The organism is Sphingomonas sp. BK235 (assembly GCF_004345855.1).
In the GTDB taxonomy this organism is placed as follows: Bacteria; Pseudomonadota; Alphaproteobacteria; order Sphingomonadales; family Sphingomonadaceae; genus Sphingomonas.
Genome location: NZ_SLXN01000002.1, coordinates 191,088 through 208,122 on the forward strand (window position 1 = coordinate 191,088; position 17,035 = coordinate 208,122).

The window sequence follows — 17,035 nt, forward strand, 5'->3', positions numbered from 1 at the left end:
AGGATTTGACCGATGAGTGACACCGAAGCCGCCGCGCCCAAGAAGAAGGGCAAGATGAAGATGATCCTGGTCGGCGCCGTCGGCGTTGTCGTCCTGTTGGGCGGCGGCGTCGGCGCTGGCCTCTATGCTGCCAACTCGGGCCTGATGGGCGGCGGCAGCGCGCACCCCGCGCTCAAGCAAGACCCCAACAAGCCCCATCTCGTCCCCAAGAGCGAGCAGAAGCGTTCCGGCGCGGGCGGCGAGCACGGTGAAGGCGGCGAGGGCGGCGAGGGCGACCACGGCGGCGGCGAGAGCGCCGAGGACGGCGAGGCCAAGAGCGAGGACCATGGCGCCCCCACCCCCGAGGGCGCCGGCGGCGAGCCCTATGCCTCCAACTACTACGCGATGGACAAGGAGTTCACCTCCAACCTCCAGGACTCGGTGCATTTCGTCCAGGTCGGCATCGCGGTGTCGACGCCCTATGACGACAAGGTCATCAACAACCTGAAGACCAACGACATCGCGATTCGCTCGGCGATTCTCATGACGCTGGGCGACACCACCGAGGACCAGGTCTTCACCAGCGCGGGCAAGCAGCAGCTCCAGAAGCGGCTGGTCGCATCGATCAATCAGACTCTGCGCGAAAAAGAGGGATTCGGCGGCATCGCTAACGTCTACTTTACCAACTTCGTGGTTCAGTGACCTGGCATGGTTAACGAGCCCGACCTCTCCGACTTCGGCCTGGAGCCCGACGCCACCGAGCGGCGCGGGCGTGGGCGCACCGACTCTCCCGTCGGCGTGACCAACCTCGGCGCCGGGTCGGGGGCGGCGGGCAAGCTGCATCCCTTCGGCGACCTCCACACGCTGCAACATCTCTCGGCGCGCGCCGCGCGCGGGGTGCGCCAGGTGTTCGAGGGCTATTGGCGCAGCGAGACGCGCACCTGGGCCGAGCCGCTCGAGGTGCTGCGTCTCGCCGACTATCGCGCCGCACGCGGCGACAAGCTGACCGCCTATCTGCCGCTGACGATGGACGGGCGCCCCGTGCTGGTGGTGCTCGACTCGCAGTTCGTCGCCGAGCTGCTCGACCTGTTCTTCGGCGGCACCGGCGACGTCTCGCCGATGCTCGCGCTCGAGTTCACCCCCGCCGCCGACGTGCTGGCGCAGCGAGTCGCCGCCGCGATGGCGCGCACGCTGCAGGCCGCGTGGGAGCCGCTGGCGCGCGCGCGCTTCGGCGCCGAGCGCTGCGAGCTGGGCTCCAACCTGATCCAGGGGATCGAGGGCGACGACGTGGTGATCTCCACCCGCTTCGGCCTCGCGCGCGGCAGCGCCAAGCCACTGTTCGTCGACGTGCTCTATCCCGTCGCCACGCTCAAGCCGCACACCGTCGCGCTCACCGGCAAGGTGGTGGCCAAGCCCGCCGAGGTCGACGCCGAGTGGCGCACCCAGCTCACCCGCGCCGCGATGGGCGTGCGGCTGCCGGTGCGCTCGGTGCTGGCCGAGCCGACCATCTCGCTCGCCAAGCTGATGGATCTCAAGGAAGGCGACGTCATCCCGATCAGCTTCGGCCCCGACGTGCCGATCGTGATCGGCGGCGTCGCGCTCGGCATGGGCACGGTCGGCACCTCCAACGGACGCGCCGCGATCCGCATCTCCAAGCTCGAAGGACCCCTGCTATGAACGACATGACGAGCGGCTTCACGATCGACGCGGCGGTCGCCGCCAACCTGCGCATGCTTCAGGACGTCGACGTCAAGCTGACGGTGGAGATCGGCTCCACCACCTTGTCGCTGCGCGAATTGCTCGCGCTCGGCGAGGCCAGCGTGATCGAGCTGGACCGCCAGGCGGGCGAATTGCTGGATGTTCTGGTTAACGGCACGTTGATCGGACGCGGCGAAGTCGTCACGGTGGGCGACCGCTTCGGGGTGAAGATGACCGAGCTGGTCGCGCCCGAGAAGCGGGGCTGAAGGGCGACGCGCGTATGATGTGGACCTATATCCTCAAGCTGGTGGTGCTGCTGCCGCTGGTCTGCGGCTTGATGATCGGGTGCCTGTATCTGTGGCGGCGGCTCGAGACGCGGCTGCCGGGCAAGACCGCGACCCGGATGATCGCGGTGCGCGAGACGATGATGATCTCGCCGGGGCTGCGACTCGCGGTGATCGACTTCGAGGGCAGCCGGTTGCTCGTCTCGGTCGGGCGCGGCGGCGTGACGTTGGTCGACAAGACGCCGGCGACCGGCGAGGCCGCCGCCGCGCCGGCCGACCCGGTCGAGGCGGCGCGCGCGCTGGCGCGGGAGTTCCGCCGGTGAGCGGGGGCGCGAGCGTGGCAGGCGGATCCGAGCAAATCCTCCCCGGCACGGGGAAGGGGCGTGCGGGCGAGATCGTGTCCCCCGGACACGATCTTGGCGTGCTGGCAGCACGCCAAAGCCCGCGCGCTCGCGCAGCGAGTGGTGGAGGGGGGCTTCCGCAGACGCTGTGCTTCGTGGCGAGCCCCCTCCACCACCGCGCTGACGCGCGGCGGTCCCCCTCCCCGCCAAGCGGGGAGGATCTTATGCGCGCCCTCTCCTTCCGTCATCCTGAACTCGTTTCAGGATCCACCGTGCCGCAGGGATCGAAGCCGCGGCATAATCGGCGACGTGGATCCTGAAACGAGTTCAGGATGACGCTGGGGGGGAGGACGCGGATGCCACTGATGCAACAGAATTACACCGTCACGCGCATCGGCGGCACCGCGGCGCTGATCCGCGCGCGCGCGGCCAAGCGCCAGCACGCCTGGCGCGTGTTGCTCGCGCTCGCCGCCATCGCGGTAATGCTGTGCGTCGCCTTCCCCGCGCTCGCCCAGACGGGACCCGCCGCGCCGCCCCCGGGCGCGCCCGCGGCGCCCGCGCCGGGCGTCGGCGACGCGGTCGACCGCGCGCTCGGCCAGCTCTCGCGCGGCGACGCCTCGAGCACGCCCGGCAACGGCTCGCTGTCGCTGTCGCTGCAGGTGCTCATCATCATGGGGCTGCTCACGATCCTGCCCGGGATCGTGCTGATGATGACGAGCTTCACCCGCATCATCATCGTGCTGTCGATCCTGCGCCAGGCGATGGGGCTGCAGCAGACCCCGCCCAACCAGGTGCTGATCGGCCTCTCGCTGTTCCTCAGCTTCTTCGTGATGGCGCCCGCGATCAACCAGATCAACACGACCGCGATCCAGCCCTATTCGCAGGGGCGCATCGGCGGCACGCAGCTGATCCAGGCCGCCGGCGCGCCGCTCCACGCCTTCATGGAGAAGCAGACGCGCGTGAAGGACGTCACCATGTTCGCCGAGATGGCCAAGTCCGGCCCCTATGCCAGCCCGCGCGACATCCCCTATTCGGTGCTGCTCCCGGCGTACGTGACCTCCGAGCTGAAGACCGCCTTCCAGATCGGCTTCCTCGTCTTCCTGCCCTTCATCGTGATCGACCTGGTCGTGGCCACCGTGCTGATGGCGCTGGGCATGGCGATGCTGAGCCCGACGATCATCTCGCTGCCGTTCAAGCTGCTGCTGTTCGTCCTGGTCGACGGCTGGGCGCTGACGATGGGCAGCCTCGCCAACAGTTTCGCCACCTAGCGGTAGAGGTGCGTTAACCAAGTTCCGCCATAGCGTACCTGTCCCACACCCCGCCGTCGGGGTGACGCCATAGAGAGCCCGCATGCACCCGCTCGTCGACGCCGATTATTTCCTGACCGTCGCCAACCAGACGATGTGGGTGCTCGCGCTCGTCGCCGCGCCGCTGCTGATCCCGGCGCTGCTGTCGGGGCTGATCCTCGGCATGGTCCAGGCCGCCACCTCGATCAACGAGCAGACGCTGAGCTTCGTCCCCAAGCTGGTGGTGGTGGCGGTGTCGATCATGGTGTTCGGCGCGATGATCCTGGGGCTGCTGAGCGACTTCACCACCGAGATCTTCGCGCGCATCCCCGATCTGGTGCGGTGAAGGAACCGGCGATGCGCTCCCCTTCCCTCTTCCTGTTCCCCGGCGAAGGCCGGGGCCCAGGTGGGGGACGTCGCGTGTCAGCCACGCCGCTCCACCCGACTGGGCCCCGGCCTTCGCCGGGGAACGGCGTGCGTGGGGCGCGCGCGCTCCGCCGCAGGCGCCGTGCTCCTGCGGACGCAGGAGCCCAGGGCCGCACAGCGCACCGCTCGCGGACTTGGGTTCCTGCGTGCGCAGGAACACGGCAGGTCGAGGCCGCGCGCTAGATGCTCGGCTTCGGCCTCGCGATCGAGCCCCAGCTGTGGGCGATGATCTTCGTCATGATCCGCGTCGGCGCGGCGTTCGTCGCGGCGCCCGTGTTCAGCAACGTCTCGGTGCCGCTCACCGTCCGCGTCGCGCTCTCGGGCGCGATCGCGGTGCTGGTGCTCGGCACCACGCCGGTGCAGGTGCCGCAGACCGTGTTCGCGCTCGCCACCTTCGTCGCGGTCGCGGCCGAGGCTTTGGTGGGGCTGGCGCTCGGCTTCGTGCTCCAGGTCGCCTTCGCCGCGCCTTTGGTGGCGGGCGAGATCATCGGCGGCTCGATGGGGATCGGCTTCGCCAACATGATCGACCCCAATTCGGGCCGCTCCAGCCCCGCGATCGGCCAGTTCCTGTCGATCCTGCTGACGCTCCTCTTCCTCTCGCTCGACGGGCACCTGGTGCTGGTCGACCTGGTGGTGCGCAGCTACCGCGCGCTGCCGCCCGGCGCCTCCTGGCTCGCCGCCGGCCAGCTGCGCGACATCGCGCTGTTCGGCGGCTACGCCTTCCTCGCCGGGCTGCTGCTGGCGCTGCCGGTCGGCTTCCTGCTGCTGTGCCTCAACCTCGTCATGGGGATGGTGTCGCGCTCGGCGCCGTCGCTCAACCTGTTCGCGGTCGGCCTGCCGGTCAGCCTCGCGGTCGGCGTGGTGAGCCTCGCGATCGCGCTGCCGGCGATGGGTGATTACATGCAGGTGATCATCCGCGAGGGCCTCGCCGCGGCGCAGAGCCTCGTGCTCGCGGGGGCGCGCTGATGTCGGAGGGTGGCGACAAGACAGAAGCCCCGACCGACAAGCGTCGCAAGGACGCACGCGAGAAGGGCGACATCCTCAAGAGCCGCGACCTCGCCACCGCGCTGGTGGTGCTGGCGGGCGTGACCTGGCTGCTGTTCTTCGGCCCCGGCCTGCTTGCCGCCTGCCGCGCGGTGATGGCGTCCAGCTTCACCTTCGGGCGCGCCGACGTCGAGGATTTCGCGCCGTGGCGCCCGCTGGTCGAGGCCGGGTGGAAGCTGGCGGTGCCGCTCGGCTCGCTGTTCGCGATCAGCATGGTCGCCGCGGTGGTGAGCCAGGCGGGGCTCGGCAGCTTCGGCTGGAACGGATCGCTGATGGCGCCCAAGGCGTCGCGCATCAACCCGGCCTCTGGGCTGAAGCGCATCGTCGGCATGTCGGGCTGGATCGAGCTCGGCAAGTCGCTGCTCAAGGTGATCCTGCTCGGCACCATCGGCGCCTGGATGCTGTGGAAGACCGCGCACTTCAGCTTCGGCCTCGCCGCCTCCAACCTGCCCGTGGCGCTCGCCGGGCTGGGCGCGACGATGACGAACGTGCTGCTCGTCATGGCGATGGGGCTGGTCGCGATCGCGCTGGTCGACGTGCCGACGCAGATCCTCCAGCTGCTGCGCAAGCTGCGCATGACCAAGCAGGAGGTGCGCGACGAGCACAAGGAGAGCGAGGGCAACCCCGAGATGAAGGGGCATCTGCGCGCCAAGCAGCGCGCGATGCTCTCGGGCGGCATGCGCCAGGCGCTGACCGAGGCGCATGTGGTGCTGACCAACCCGACGCACTTCGCGGTGGCGCTGCGCTACGACCGCGGGCGCGACCAGGTGCCGGTGGTGGTGGCCAAGGGGCGCAACGCCACCGCGCTGGCGATCCGCGAGGCCGCCGCCGAGATGAGCCTGCCGGTGCTCGAATATCCGGCGCTCGCCCGCGCGGTCTATTACACCAGCCGCGAGGGGCAGGAGGTGCGCGACGACCTCTATGTCGCGATCGCCACCGTGCTCGCCTTCGTCTTCGGCCTCAACGAGCGCGCCGGCGGACGCCTGCCGCCGGTCGACGTGCCGCTCACCGCGCGGTTCGACGAGAACGGCAAGAAACAGGGGTAAAGCTCCGCCGGCCGCGGTCGTTTAGAGAGGCATCATGGCGACGATCAGCAGCACCAGCAGCAGCACGGCGACGACCGCCACGACGTCGACGACCAAGACGTCGTCGACCTCGTCGGTCAACCAGTCGGCGGCCAACTCGGTCCTCACCTCGCTCGGCTCGGGCTCGGGGGTCGATACCGGCGCGCTCGTCACCCAGCTGGTCGACGCGCAGTTCGCGCAGAAGCGCGCGCAGCTCACCTCGAAGAGCGACACGCTCACCGCGCAGATCTCGGGCGTGGCGACGCTCAAGAGCACCATCTCGGACTTCACCAAGGCGCTGGAGAACCTCGTCGAGGGCGGCACGCTGGCGACCCAGCCCAACAGCTCGATGAGCGGCGTCGCCACCGCCAGCCCGATCGCGGGCACCTCGGCCTCGGGGCTCAACAGCAGCGTCACCGTCAACGCGCTCGCCACCGCGCAGATCGCCACCAGCGCCAAGATCGCCTCGCCATCGACCGCCACCTTCGGCACCGGCACGCTGACGCTGACGCTCGGCACCGCCACCACCAGCGGCGGCGCGATGACCGGCTTCGCCGCGGGCACCAACAGCGACGGCGCGGCCAAGTCGTTCGCGATCTCGATCGACTCGAGCAACAACTCGCTGTCGGGTATCGCCGCCGCGATCAACGCCAAGAAAGCGGGGGTCACCGCCACGGTGATCAACGACGCCGACGGCGGCGCCTATCTCTCGCTCAAGGGCACCACCGGCGCGGCGCAGGCCTTCACGTTGGCGGCGAGCGACTCAGGCAGCGCGCTGGCGCAGTTCGACACCGGCTTCGGCACCGGCAACAAGACGACCGTCTCGAGCCAGGCGGGCAACGCCAAGCTGGTGGTGGACGGCGTCGCGGTCGAGCGCGGCAGCAACGAGGTCAGCGACCTGATCGCGGGCGTGAAGCTCAGCCTCACCGGCACCGGCACCACCAACCTCACCTCGACCCGCCCCGACAGCGCGCTGTCGAGCGCGGTGAAGGACTTCGTCGACACCTACAACCAGGTGCTCAGCGTGGTGAAGGAGCAGACCGACGCGATCAACGGCCAGCTCCGCGCCGACCCCGCCGCCAAGACGCTGCTGCGCACGTTGCAGGGGCTGACCAGCCGCGTGCTGCTGCCCGGCGCCGCGACGGGTACGCCCGCGACGCTCGCCGCGATCGGCGTGCGCACCACGCGCACCGGCGAGCTGGAGGTCGACGACAACGCGCTGACCAGCGCGATGAAGAATGCGCCCGAGGCGGTCGAGGCGATGTTCACCAAGAGCAGCAGCGGCGCGACCGGGCTGTACGCCGCGATGAAGTCGCTCGATCTCAACACCGGCAGCACGATCTACGGCCTGGGCGCCTCGTCCAAGCGCTTCCTCCAGGCGCAGTCGGACCTGGGCAAGCAGAAGAGCAACGTCGACGACCAGGCGACAAAGATGACGACGCGGCTGACGCAGCAGTTCTCCAGCATGAACGCGCGCGTCTCCGCCTACAAAGCCACGCAGTCGTTCATGCAGCAGCAGATCGACAATTGGACGAAGTCGACGGGTTGAGCGAGAGATAGACGAACATGGCCTATGCTTCCGCCCTGCTGCGCGATCCGGCGCGCACCTATCGCGAGATCGACCTCGCCGGCCGCACCGCCGCGGCCGACGGGCCCGCGCTCGTCCAGCTATTGTACGAGGAGCTCACCCAGGCGCTGCGCGTCGCCGCCTGGGCGGCGGACAACCGCCAGTTCGCCACGCGCAGCGAGCGCGTGACGCGCGCCACCGCGATCCTGTTCGCGCTGGAGGCGAACCTCGACTTCGAGCGCGGCGGCGACGTCTCGCGCACGCTGGCGCGCTTCTACGCCGGCTGCCGCCGCCAGGTGGTGGACGCCAGCATCGGCACCGACGGCGAGCCGTTCCGCGCCGTCGCGGGCGAGCTGGAGGAGATCGCCGCGGCCTGGCGGATGGCGCGCGCCGCCTGACGGCGTCGCCGAGCGGCCCGAGCGTCGCGGCCGAGCCTTTGCCCGCGGACACCGAAGCGTAGCGGGACCGGTCGACGGATCGTGACGCCGGCACGCGCGCCTCTGGGCGAGTGTCTCGCGGCGCGCTACAAGCTTGCGGACCAACCCGTTGGAGCCGCTCGTCATGCGCATCGCCGTCCTCGCCGCTTTCTCCGCCATGCTGGCGCTGGCCACGCCCGCCGCGGCGACGCTCGCCCCCGGCGCCGCCGCGCCCGATTTCACCACGCGCGGCGCGATCGCGGGCAAGGTGGTGCCGATCAGCCTGCGCGAGCAGCTCCGCCGCGGTCCGGTGGTGCTCTATTTCTTCCCCGCCGCCTTCACCTCGGGCTGCAACGCCGAGGCGCGCGCCTTCGCCGAGAAGGTGGACGCCTTCCGCGCCGCGGGCGCAACCGTGATCGGCATGTCGGCGGACAATGTCGCGGATCTCCAGCGCTTCTCGTCGAGCGAATGCGCGGGCAAGTTCGCGGTGGCGAGCGCCGGGCCGAAGGTTGTGGCCGGCTATGATGTCGCGCTCGGCCGTGCGGTGAAGGGGAAGAGCGTCACCAGCCGCACCAGCTATGTCATCGGCCGCGACGGCAAGGTCGTGTTCGTCCACGACGACATGAACCCGGCCGAGCATGTCGCGCTGACGCTCGCCGCGGTGCAGAAGCTCAAGCAGGGCTGATCGCGTCTCACCGGGCGCGGTCAATCCCGAGTCACCATATCTTAGCGAGTCGGACGGTAGCGTTCCCTCCATGACGGGTCGCGTCGCCGCGCGCCCGCGTCGCGGGGGCGGCGCGGGCGGCGGCGGCCGAGCGGCCGAGAGGGGGCAGACGGGTGGCGAGCAAGGCAGTCGACGTGCGGCAGGCGACGGCAGGCGACCGCTTGTTCACGCGCGTCGGCGCGTTCCTGTCCGCGCATCGGCTCAGTCCCGATCCGGCGCATTACGCGTTCGCCTATGAGGTGATCGCCTGCCCCGATGGCCTGATCGCGCGGCGCGTCGCGGAGCTGACCGACGGTGGCGTGCGACTGACCGCACGCGATATCGAGCAACTCGGCGGCGCCGCGATCGGCGGCGCGCGGCCAGCGCTGCCCGCCGACGGTGAGATGGCCGCCGACGCCGCCACGCACGAGGCGATGATCGAGCGGATGCTCCATCAGCTCGACGGCTTCGGCGATACCGTCCGAATAGCGCACGCCGAGGCCAATGATTTCGGCCGCGACCTCGCGCGCTCGGCGGCGCAGATGCGCGATGTCGGCGCCGATGCGGGGGTCGAGGAGATCAGCCGGCTCACCGCGGCGATGATCGAGCGCGTCCAGCACGCCGAGGCCAAGCTGGAGAGCACGCGGCGCGAGACCGAGGAATTGCGCGCCGCGCTCGACGAGGCGCGCGGATCGGCGCGTACCGATCCGCTGACCGAATTACCCAACCGCCGCGCCTTCGACGAGGCCTTCGCCGCGCTGGCACCCGGCGCGCGCGTCGCGGTGGCGATGTGCGACATCGACCATTTCAAGCGGATCAACGACAGTTTCGGCCATCCGGTCGGCGATCGCGTGATCCGCACGGTCGCGCGTACACTGGCCGAGGAGGGCGGCTGCCTCGTGGCCCGCTATGGCGGCGAGGAGTTCGCGATGCTGTTCGAGGACGTCTCGATCGACGAGGCGGTGGCGCGGATCGACCGGGTACGCGGTCACATCGGGGCGCGGCGACTGCGCGTGCGCGAGACCGGCGAACCGATCGGCACCGTTTCTTTCTCCGCCGGGATCACCGTGGGTCTCGCGCGCGAGGGGCGCGCCGCGCTGGTGGCGCGCGCCGACGCGGCGTTGTACGGCGCCAAGGAGCAGGGCCGCGCGCGCACCGTTGCGGCGGCGTGACCGCGCGCGACGTCAGTCGAACAGGCTGCTGACGCTCGATTCGTCCGCGATCCGGCGCATCGCCTCGGCGAGCAGCGGCGCGATGGTGAGGTGGCGGATCTTGGCGGCCGCGCCGATCGCCTCGTGGTTACCGATCGAATCGGTGATCACCAGCTCGTGGAGCGCCGAGCCCTCGACCCGTGCCACCGCGCCGCCCGAGAGCACGCCGTGCGTGACATAGGCGACGACGTCCTCCGCGCCCGCTTCCTTCAGCGCGGCGGCGGCGTTGCAGAGCGTGCCCGCCGAGTCGACGATGTCGTCGATCAGGATGCAGAACCGCCCCTCGACGTCGCCGATGATGTTCATCACCTCGGACTCGCCGGCGCGCTCGCGGCGTTTGTCGACGATCGCGAGCGGAGCATTGTCGAGCCGCTTCGACAGCGCGCGCGCGCGCACCACGCCGCCGACGTCGGGGGACACCACCATCAGGTTCTTCTCGCCGAAGCGCGCGCGAATGTCCTGCGACATCACCGGCGCGGCGAAGAGATTGTCGGTCGGGATGTCGAAGAAGCCCTGGATCTGCCCGGCGTGCAGGTCGACCGACAGCACGCGGTCGGCGCCCGCGGTGGTGACCAGATTGGCCACCAGCTTGGCCGAGATGGGCGTGCGCGGACCCGGCTTGCGATCCTGTCGCGCATAGCCGAAATAGGGGAGGACCGCGGTGATCCGCTTCGCCGACGCCCGCTTGAGCGCGTCGATCGAGATCAGCAGCTCCATGAGATTGTCGTTGACCGGGTAGCTGGTCGACTGGACGACGAAGACGTCCTCGCCGCGCACATTCTCCATGATCTCGACGAAGATCTCCTCGTCGGCGAAGCGGCGTACCAGCGCCTCGGTCAGCGGCACCTCGAGATAGTCCGAGATCGCGCGCGCCAGCGGCAGGTTGGAATTGCCGGTCATCAATTTCATCGAGAACACCCTTTCGCGCTCGTTGCTCTAGGCTGGGGGGCTGGCGAGGGGAAGGGGCGGCGCGTAAGCGCGGGCGGGCCATGACCAGCCTTTCCTTCCCCGTCGTCACCCGCTTCGCGCCGTCGCCGACCGGCCGGCTCCACGTCGGCAACATCCGCACCGCGCTGCACAGCTGGATGCTGGCGCGACGTGACGGCGGGCGCTTCGTGCTGCGCATCGACGACACCGACGCCGAGCGCAGCGAGGAGCGCTACGTCGACTCCATCCGCGCCGACCTCGCCTGGCTCGGGCTGGTGCCCGACCAGGAGGTGCGCCAGTCGGAGCGGTTCGCGCTCTATCAGGCGCGCTTCGACGCTTTGGTCGAAGCGGGGCGGATCTACCCGGCCTATGAGAGCGCGCAGGAGCTGGACCTGAAGCGCAAGGTGCTGCTCGGCCGCGGACTGCCGCCGGTGTACGATCGCGCCGCGCTGCGCCTCTCCGACGCCGACCGGGCGACGCTGGAGGCGGACGGCGTGCGCCCGCACTGGCGCTTCAAGCTGGACCACGACTCGGCGATCGAGTGGGACGATCTGGTGCGCGGGCCGCAGCGCTTCGATCCGGCGACGATGAGCGACCCGGTGGTGCGCCGCGCCGACGGCTCGTGGCTCTACATGCTGCCCTCGGCGATCGACGACGCCGACCTGGGCATCACCCACGTCGTGCGCGGCGAGGACCATGTCTCGAACACCGCGCTGCAGCTGCAGATGTTCGCGGCGATGGGGGCGCCCGCACCCGCCTTCGCGCACGCCGCGCTGCTGACCGGGAGCGAGGGCAAATTGTCCAAGCGGCTCGGATCGCTCGGGGTCGACCATTTCCGCGAGAGCGGGATCGAGCCGGCGGCGGTGCTGTCGCTGCTGGCGCGGATCGGCACCAGCCAGCCGGTCGAGCCGCTCGTCGACCCGACGCCGCTGATCGAATCGCTCGACTTCGCGCAGTTCGGCCGCGCGCCGGCGCGCTTCGACGAGGCCGAGCTGGCGCAGGTGAGCGCGCGGATCGTCCACCAGTTGCCGTTCGAGGCGGTGGCCGATCGGCTGCCCGCAGGGATGGACGCCGCGGCGTGGGACGCGGTGCGGCCCAACCTCGCCAGTGTCGCCGAGGCGGCGGACTGGTGGGGCGTGATCGAGGGGCCGATCGACCCACCCGCCGCCGCCGAGGATGGCGCCTATCTCGCTCAGGCCGCGGCCGCGGCGCGCGCGATCGACTGGACGGGCGACCCGTGGCACGCGCTCACCGGGCGGCTCAAGGCGGAGAGCGGGCGCAAGGGCAAGCCGCTGTTCCTGCCGCTGCGCCGCGCGCTGACCGGGCGCGACCACGGCCCCGACATGGCCGCGCTGCTGCCGCTCATCGGGCGCGACCGCGCGCTGGCACGGCTCGACGCCGCGGCGGACTCGAACCGCGGCGGCTGAGGCCCTATATCCACGCGATGCAGTTCTTCGCCCGACTGTCGCCGCTGCGCGCCGCGCGCGACCTCCGCTTCTTCTTCCAGACGCGCGAGCGCTACGAATGGGGGTTCCTGGCGCTGTCGGTGGCGATCACGGGCTTCTTCGTCTGGGCGTTCTTCCACGATTCCTACTTCGAGAAGGAGTATAAGCCCAACATCGTCTATTTCGAGCAATGGACGCTCGATCGCACCGACGCGCAGATCATCGCGCAGCAGAAGATCGACCAGGCCAAGCGCGAGATCGCCCAGCGCGAGCAGCGCGCGCGCGAGGAGAAGCTGCGCCAGGGCTTCAAGCGACTCGACGACAAGCTCAACGCGATGGGGATCTGAGCTGAGCGGGGTGTGGTGTTTGCTGTTGTCGGCGGATGCTCGTTCCCCGGCGAAGGCCGGGGTCCAGGTGGGGGAACATCGTGGAACCTACTGCCGCTCCCCAACTGGACCCCGGCCTTCGCCGGGGAACGAGTCCGATTGGGTGGGGAGCCTGTGGCACGGGGCGCACGACAGCGCACGATGACTCACTGACCGCGCATGCTCCCCACTGACTCCCCCGCCGCCGACCGCCGCTGGATGAACGCCGCGCTCGCTTTGTCCGAGCGGACGCGCGCGCGCACCTACCCCAATCCGAACGTCGGCTGCGTCCTCGTCCGCGACGGCGCGGCGGTCGGCCGCGGCTGGACCCAGCCGGACGGCCGGCCCCACGCCGAGGCGATGGCGCTCGATCAGGCAGGGGAGCGCGCCCGCGGTGCCACCGCTTATGTCACGCTCGAGCCCTGCGCCCACGCCAGCCCGCGCGGCCCCGCCTGCGCCGACCTGCTCGTCGCGGCGGGGGTCGCGCGCGCGGTGGTGGCGCTCGGCGATCCCGACCCGCGCACCGACGGCAGCGGCCTCGCGCGGCTTCGCGGAGCGGGAATCGCAGTCGCGGTGGGCATAGGCGCGGAGGCGGCGCGGCGCGCGATGGCGGGCTTCCTCACGCGGCGCGCGCTGGGGCGGCCCCATGTGACGCTCAAGCTGGCGCTGTCGCTCGACGGCGCGGCGGCGATGGCGGACGGGCGCAGCCAGTGGATCACCGGGCCGGAAGCGCGCGCGCACGCGCATCTCGAGCGCGCCCGCCACGAGGCGATCCTGGTCGGGCGCGGCACCTGGGAAGCGGACCGGCCGCGGCTCGACGTCCGGCTCGCGGGGCTGGAGGCGAGGGTACCCCTGCGGGTGGTGCTGTCAACGGAGGCATTCCCCGCGGACGAGCGTAACCCGCGCTGGATCGATACCCCCCCGCAGATCGCCTCGCTCCCCGCCGATCACCTGCTCATCGAGGGCGGCGCGCGCACCGCCGCCGCCTTCCTGCGCGCCGACCTGGTCGACCGCCTGCTGCTCTACCGCGCGCCGATCCTGATCGGCGGCGGCCGCACGTTGCCCGACATCGGCCTCGCCACTCTCCGCGACGCGCACGCGCGCTGGCGGCTCGCCGACTCGCGCCAGCTTGGCAGCGATCGGCTCGAAGTCTACGAGCGCGGCTGAGAGGTCATCATGTTCACCGGCATCGTCTCCGACATCGGCACCATCCGCCAGATCGCGCAGCGCGGCGACACCCGCGCGGTGATCGACACCGCCTATGACGTCGCCACGATCGAGCTGGGCGCGTCGATCGCCTGCTCGGGCGTGTGCCTCACCGTCGTCGACAAGGCGCCGCACGAGAGCGGCGCGGGCGGCTGGTTCGCGGTCGACGTGTCGCACGAGACGCGCAGCCGCACCGCTCCGGCGCAATGGGCCGAGGGGCGCAGCCTCAACCTCGAGCGCGCGATGAAGCTGGGCGACGAGCTCGGCGGGCATATCGTCACCGGTCATGTCGACGGCGTGGCGACGGTGGAGGCGATCACCGCCGACGGCGACTCGCGCCGCATCGCCTTCCGCGTGCCGGGCGAGCTGGCGCCGTTCCTCGCCCCCAAAGGTTCGGTCACGGTCGACGGCGTCTCGCTCACCGTCAACGCGGTGGAGGATTTGGCCGGCGGCACGCGCTTCACCGTCAACCTGATCCCGCACACCCAGGCGGTCACCACGCTCGGCGCGCTCGCCGAGGGCGAGGCGGTCAACATCGAGATCGACGTGCTCGCGCGTTATCTCCAGCGGATGGAGCATTATCGTGGTCGCTGAGCCCGCGGCGCTGGCGCGGCTGCGCCACGGCTATCTCTCCTCACCCGAGGAACTGATCGACGAGGCGCGCAACGGCCGGATGTTCATCCTGGTCGACGACGAGGACCGCGAGAACGAGGGCGATCTCGTCATCCCCGCGCAGATGGCGACGCCCGAGAAGATCAACTTCATGGCCAAATACGGCCGCGGGCTGATCTGCCTCGCGCTCACCAAGTCGCGCGTCGAGCAGCTCGGGCTCGACCTGATGAGCCGCAACAACGGCACCCGCCACGAGACCGCCTTCACCGTCTCGATCGAGGCGAAGGAGGGGGTCACCACCGGCATCTCCGCCGCCGACCGCGCGCGCACGATCGCGGTGGCGATCGACTCGACCAAGGCGCGCGACGACATCGTCACGCCCGGCCACGTCTTCCCGCTGGTGGCGCGCGACGGCGGCGTGCTGGTGCGCGCCGGCCATACCGAGGCGGCGGTCGACGTCGCGCGGCTCGCCGGGCTCAACCCCTCGGGCGTGATCTGCGAGATCATGAACGAGGACGGCACGATGGCGCGGCTCGACGATCTCGTCACCTTCGCGCAGTTCCACCATCTCAAGATCGGCACGATCCGCGACCTGATCGCCTATCGCCGCCGCCACGACCATCTCGTCGAGCTGGTCAGCGAGGCGCCCTTCACCAGCCGCTGGGGCGGCGACTGGACGGTGCGCGCCTATCGCAACAAGGCGACCGGCACCGAGCAGATCGCGCTGGTCAAGGGCCGCGTTGACCCGACCAAGCCGACGCTGGTGCGGATGCACGCTTTGTCCCCCTTCGCCGACATGTTCGGCGAGGATAGCCAGCGCAGCCACCTGCTGTCGCGCTCGATGGAGCTCATCGGCACGGCCGGCGCGGGGGTGATCGTGGTGATCAACCGCCAGCGCGCCGACGCCTTCACCACCGCGGTGCGGATGAAGGCGGGCGAGGCGGTGACGGTCGATATGGAGGAACTGCGCGACTATGGCGTCGGCGCGATGATCCTGGCCGAGCTCGGCGTCCACGACATGGTGTTGCTCACCAACACGCATCACACGCTGGTCGGGCTCGACGGCTATGGCCTGTCGATCGTCGGCGAGCGCGAGATCGACTGACTTTTTCTTCTCACTGCGGACGGAGGCCCGGCGTGGCGCATATCCTGATCGTCGAGGCACGCTTCTACGACCATCTCAACGACCTGCTGGTGGCGGGCGCGCGCGGCGCGATCGAGGCGGCGGGGCACAGCTGCGAGGTTCTCACCGTACCCGGCGCGCTCGAAGTGCCCGGCGCGATCGCGCTGGCCTCCGAGCGCGGTCGTTGGGACGCCTTCGTCGCGCTCGGCGTGGTGATCCGCGGCGAGACCTATCATTTCGAGATCGTCGCCAATGAGAGCGCGCGCGGCATCATGGCGCTGACGATGGACGGCGTGGCGATCGGCAACGGCGTGCTGACCACCGAGGACGAGGCGCAGGCGATCGTTCGCGCCGATCCCGCGCAGCTCGACAAGGGCGGCGCCGCGGCCAAGGCGGCGCTGGCGCTGCTCGACCTGCGCGACCGGCTTGGCTGAACCGCGGCCGCGCCAACAGTTGGCGGATGACGCGCGGCGGCGCTGGTAAGACGCGCCAACCTTCGCGGATGCTGGCGCAAGATGCTCGGATTTCCGCCGAAATCCTCATTTGGCACGCGAGCTGCAGAGACCCTGGCATCGGCGGGACGGTCCCGCCGCCGACTGCCAGGAGACCTCAGATGACCGCTCGCTTCACCGATCTCGCCCGCCCGCTCCTCACTGTCGTGGCGGCCTTCACCGTCGCCGCGATGATGGTCGGTGCCGCCGTCCCCGTCCTGCCGATCGCTTGAGCGGAGACACGACAATGGCCCGCCTGCCCTCGCTGAGCCACTCGCTGCTGCTCACCGCCGCGAGTTTCGCCACCACCGCGCTGCTGATCTACGTCGACGTCGCGAGTGCCGTGATCGCCTGATCACGGCACCGCGCCGCGCGGCAGGCGTTGCCCGCGGCATGGATCCCGCCACGAACGACCTTTCCCTCGACCGATTCGTCACCGCCCAGGCGACCGCTTATGCCACCGCGCTCGCCGAGCTTCATGCCGGCGCCAAGCGGAGCCACTGGATGTGGTACGTCTTCCCGCAGATCGCCGGGCTCGGCCACAGCGACATGGCACGGCGCTATGCGATCCGCGACATGGCAGAGGCGCGTGCCTATCTCGCGCATCCGCTGCTCGGCCCGCGCTATCTGGCGTGCTGCGCGGCGCTGCTGTCGCACCGCGGCCGCGACGCCACCGCGATCATGGGCGGCATCGACGCGATCAAGCTGCGCTCCTCGCTGACCCTGTTCGACCGCGCGGGTGCGCCGCACCCCGTGCGCGAGACGCTGGACGCCTTCTTCGACTCACCCGATCCAGCGACGCTGCGCCTGATCGCGCCGTAGCGCGATCCCGCGCCAAGCGGCGCAG

General features: G+C 70.4%; 19 protein-coding genes and 1 pseudogene. 19 read left to right on the forward strand and 1 reads right to left on the reverse strand.

The genetic code is table 11. The features are described from left to right. The first annotated feature begins 12 nt into the window (after positions 1-12). The 12 genes from EV292_RS06445 to EV292_RS06500 all read left to right on the forward strand — a co-directional run bounded on the left by EV292_RS06445 (position 13) and on the right by EV292_RS06500 (position 9,980). The gene (locus tag EV292_RS06445) at positions 13-681 is read left to right on the forward strand and encodes a flagellar basal body-associated FliL family protein (protein WP_132908388.1); all 669 of its coding nucleotides are present in this window, start codon (positions 13-15) and stop codon (positions 679-681) included. A 6-nt stretch (positions 682-687) separates the two neighbouring features. Beyond that, a complete protein-coding gene (locus EV292_RS06450; protein WP_132908389.1) occupies positions 688-1,656 on the forward strand; it encodes a flagellar motor switch protein FliM in 969 nt (322 codons plus the stop codon). Next, the gene (gene fliN, locus EV292_RS06455; RefSeq protein ID WP_132908390.1) at positions 1,653-1,943 is read left to right on the forward strand and encodes a flagellar motor switch protein FliN; all 291 of its coding nucleotides are present in this window, start codon (positions 1,653-1,655) and stop codon (positions 1,941-1,943) included. Before EV292_RS06450 ends, fliN begins: the two co-directional genes overlap by 4 nt. A gap of 14 nt (positions 1,944-1,957) precedes the next feature. Then, the gene (locus tag EV292_RS06460) at positions 1,958-2,284 is read left to right on the forward strand and encodes a flagellar biosynthetic protein FliO (protein WP_132908391.1); all 327 of its coding nucleotides are present in this window, start codon (positions 1,958-1,960) and stop codon (positions 2,282-2,284) included. Positions 2,285-2,658: 374 nt separating this feature from the next. Then, the gene (fliP, locus tag EV292_RS06465) at positions 2,659-3,570 is read left to right on the forward strand and encodes a flagellar type III secretion system pore protein FliP (RefSeq protein ID WP_132908392.1); all 912 of its coding nucleotides are present in this window, start codon (positions 2,659-2,661) and stop codon (positions 3,568-3,570) included. 82 nt (positions 3,571-3,652) lie between these two features. Continuing rightward, a complete protein-coding gene (fliQ, locus tag EV292_RS06470) occupies positions 3,653-3,934 on the forward strand; it encodes a flagellar biosynthesis protein FliQ (RefSeq protein WP_132908393.1) in 282 nt (93 codons plus the stop codon). Positions 3,935-4,197: 263 nt separating this feature from the next. Beyond that, a complete protein-coding gene (fliR, locus tag EV292_RS06475; RefSeq protein WP_132908394.1) occupies positions 4,198-4,980 on the forward strand; it encodes a flagellar biosynthetic protein FliR in 783 nt (260 codons plus the stop codon). Then, complete coding sequence (locus tag EV292_RS06480) at positions 4,980-6,104, forward strand: flagellar type III secretion system protein FlhB (protein WP_132908395.1); 1,125 nt, start codon at positions 4,980-4,982, stop codon at positions 6,102-6,104. Before fliR ends, EV292_RS06480 begins: the two co-directional genes overlap by 1 nt. Positions 6,105-6,138: 34 nt before the next feature. Further along, positions 6,139-7,671, forward strand: a complete 1,533-nt coding sequence (fliD, locus tag EV292_RS06485) for a flagellar filament capping protein FliD (protein ID WP_132908396.1) — start codon at positions 6,139-6,141, stop codon at positions 7,669-7,671. Positions 7,672-7,688: 17 nt separating this feature from the next. Beyond that, on the forward strand, positions 7,689-8,087 hold the full coding sequence (locus tag EV292_RS06490) for a flagellar protein FliS (RefSeq protein ID WP_132908397.1): 399 nt from the start codon (positions 7,689-7,691) through the stop codon (positions 8,085-8,087). 163 nt (positions 8,088-8,250) lie between these two features. Beyond that, a complete protein-coding gene (locus EV292_RS06495; RefSeq protein WP_132908398.1) occupies positions 8,251-8,790 on the forward strand; it encodes a peroxiredoxin in 540 nt (179 codons plus the stop codon). Positions 8,791-8,942: 152 nt separating this feature from the next. Beyond that, entirely contained in the window at positions 8,943-9,980 is a 1,038-nt protein-coding gene (locus tag EV292_RS06500) for a sensor domain-containing diguanylate cyclase (RefSeq protein WP_132908399.1), read from the forward strand. Between the two features lie 12 nt (positions 9,981-9,992). Here EV292_RS06500 and EV292_RS06505 read toward each other — a convergent pair whose 3' ends face one another. Beyond that, on the reverse strand, positions 9,993-10,928 hold the full coding sequence (locus EV292_RS06505; protein ID WP_132908400.1) for a ribose-phosphate pyrophosphokinase: 936 nt from the start codon (positions 10,926-10,928) through the stop codon (positions 9,993-9,995). An 80-nt stretch (positions 10,929-11,008) separates the two neighbouring features. Here EV292_RS06505 and EV292_RS06510 point away from each other — a divergent pair, with 80 nt between their 5' ends. From EV292_RS06510 to EV292_RS06540, 7 genes and pseudogenes are all read left to right on the forward strand, one after another. Further along, positions 11,009-12,373, forward strand: a complete 1,365-nt coding sequence (locus tag EV292_RS06510; RefSeq protein ID WP_132908401.1) for a glutamate--tRNA ligase — start codon at positions 11,009-11,011, stop codon at positions 12,371-12,373. A 17-nt stretch (positions 12,374-12,390) separates the two neighbouring features. Next, a complete protein-coding gene (locus tag EV292_RS06515) occupies positions 12,391-12,738 on the forward strand; it encodes a hypothetical protein (RefSeq protein WP_132908402.1) in 348 nt (115 codons plus the stop codon). A 198-nt stretch (positions 12,739-12,936) separates the two neighbouring features. Next, positions 12,937-13,917 (forward strand): annotated as a pseudogene (gene ribD / locus EV292_RS06520) (bifunctional diaminohydroxyphosphoribosylaminopyrimidine deaminase/5-amino-6-(5-phosphoribosylamino)uracil reductase RibD); the annotation flags it as partial. 15 nt (positions 13,918-13,932) lie between these two features. Further along, entirely contained in the window at positions 13,933-14,556 is a 624-nt protein-coding gene (locus tag EV292_RS06525) for a riboflavin synthase (protein ID WP_132908403.1), read from the forward strand. Then, complete coding sequence (gene ribB, locus EV292_RS06530; protein WP_132908404.1) at positions 14,546-15,679, forward strand: 3,4-dihydroxy-2-butanone-4-phosphate synthase; 1,134 nt, start codon at positions 14,546-14,548, stop codon at positions 15,677-15,679. Before EV292_RS06525 ends, ribB begins: the two co-directional genes overlap by 11 nt. Before the next feature lie 32 nt (positions 15,680-15,711). After that, positions 15,712-16,131, forward strand: a complete 420-nt coding sequence (gene ribH / locus EV292_RS06535; protein WP_132908405.1) for a 6,7-dimethyl-8-ribityllumazine synthase — start codon at positions 15,712-15,714, stop codon at positions 16,129-16,131. A gap of 450 nt (positions 16,132-16,581) precedes the next feature. Beyond that, positions 16,582-17,010 (forward strand): DUF1810 domain-containing protein, encoded by a 429-nt coding sequence (locus tag EV292_RS06540; protein ID WP_132908406.1) that lies wholly within the window; start codon positions 16,582-16,584, stop codon positions 17,008-17,010. Positions 17,011-17,035: the final 25 nt, after the last annotated feature.

Bases quoted from the DNA above. Each gene is read 5' to 3' on its own strand.
- fliQ (WP_132908393.1), top strand. From the start codon at position 3,653: ATGCACCCGCTCGTCGACGCCGATTATTTCCTGACCGTCGCCAACCAG.
- EV292_RS06450 (WP_132908389.1), top strand. From the start codon at position 688: ATGGTTAACGAGCCCGACCTCTCCGACTTCGGCCTGGAGCCCGACGCC.
- EV292_RS06495 (WP_132908398.1), top strand. From the start codon at position 8,251: ATGCGCATCGCCGTCCTCGCCGCTTTCTCCGCCATGCTGGCGCTGGCC.
- EV292_RS06540 (WP_132908406.1), top strand. From the start codon at position 16,582: ATGGATCCCGCCACGAACGACCTTTCCCTCGACCGATTCGTCACCGCC.
- EV292_RS06510 (WP_132908401.1), top strand. From the start codon at position 11,009: ATGACCAGCCTTTCCTTCCCCGTCGTCACCCGCTTCGCGCCGTCGCCG.
- EV292_RS06525 (WP_132908403.1), top strand. From the start codon at position 13,933: ATGTTCACCGGCATCGTCTCCGACATCGGCACCATCCGCCAGATCGCG.
- EV292_RS06480 (WP_132908395.1), top strand. From the start codon at position 4,980: ATGTCGGAGGGTGGCGACAAGACAGAAGCCCCGACCGACAAGCGTCGC.
- EV292_RS06490 (WP_132908397.1), top strand. From the start codon at position 7,689: ATGGCCTATGCTTCCGCCCTGCTGCGCGATCCGGCGCGCACCTATCGC.
- fliP (WP_132908392.1), top strand. From the start codon at position 2,659: ATGCCACTGATGCAACAGAATTACACCGTCACGCGCATCGGCGGCACC.
- fliD (WP_132908396.1), top strand. From the start codon at position 6,139: ATGGCGACGATCAGCAGCACCAGCAGCAGCACGGCGACGACCGCCACG.
- fliR (WP_132908394.1), top strand. From the start codon at position 4,198: ATGCTCGGCTTCGGCCTCGCGATCGAGCCCCAGCTGTGGGCGATGATC.
- EV292_RS06505 (WP_132908400.1), bottom strand. From the start codon at position 10,928: ATGAAATTGATGACCGGCAATTCCAACCTGCCGCTGGCGCGCGCGATC.
- EV292_RS06460 (WP_132908391.1), top strand. From the start codon at position 1,958: ATGATGTGGACCTATATCCTCAAGCTGGTGGTGCTGCTGCCGCTGGTC.
- EV292_RS06445 (WP_132908388.1), top strand. From the start codon at position 13: ATGAGTGACACCGAAGCCGCCGCGCCCAAGAAGAAGGGCAAGATGAAG.
- EV292_RS06515 (WP_132908402.1), top strand. From the start codon at position 12,391: ATGCAGTTCTTCGCCCGACTGTCGCCGCTGCGCGCCGCGCGCGACCTC.
- fliN (WP_132908390.1), top strand. From the start codon at position 1,653: ATGAACGACATGACGAGCGGCTTCACGATCGACGCGGCGGTCGCCGCC.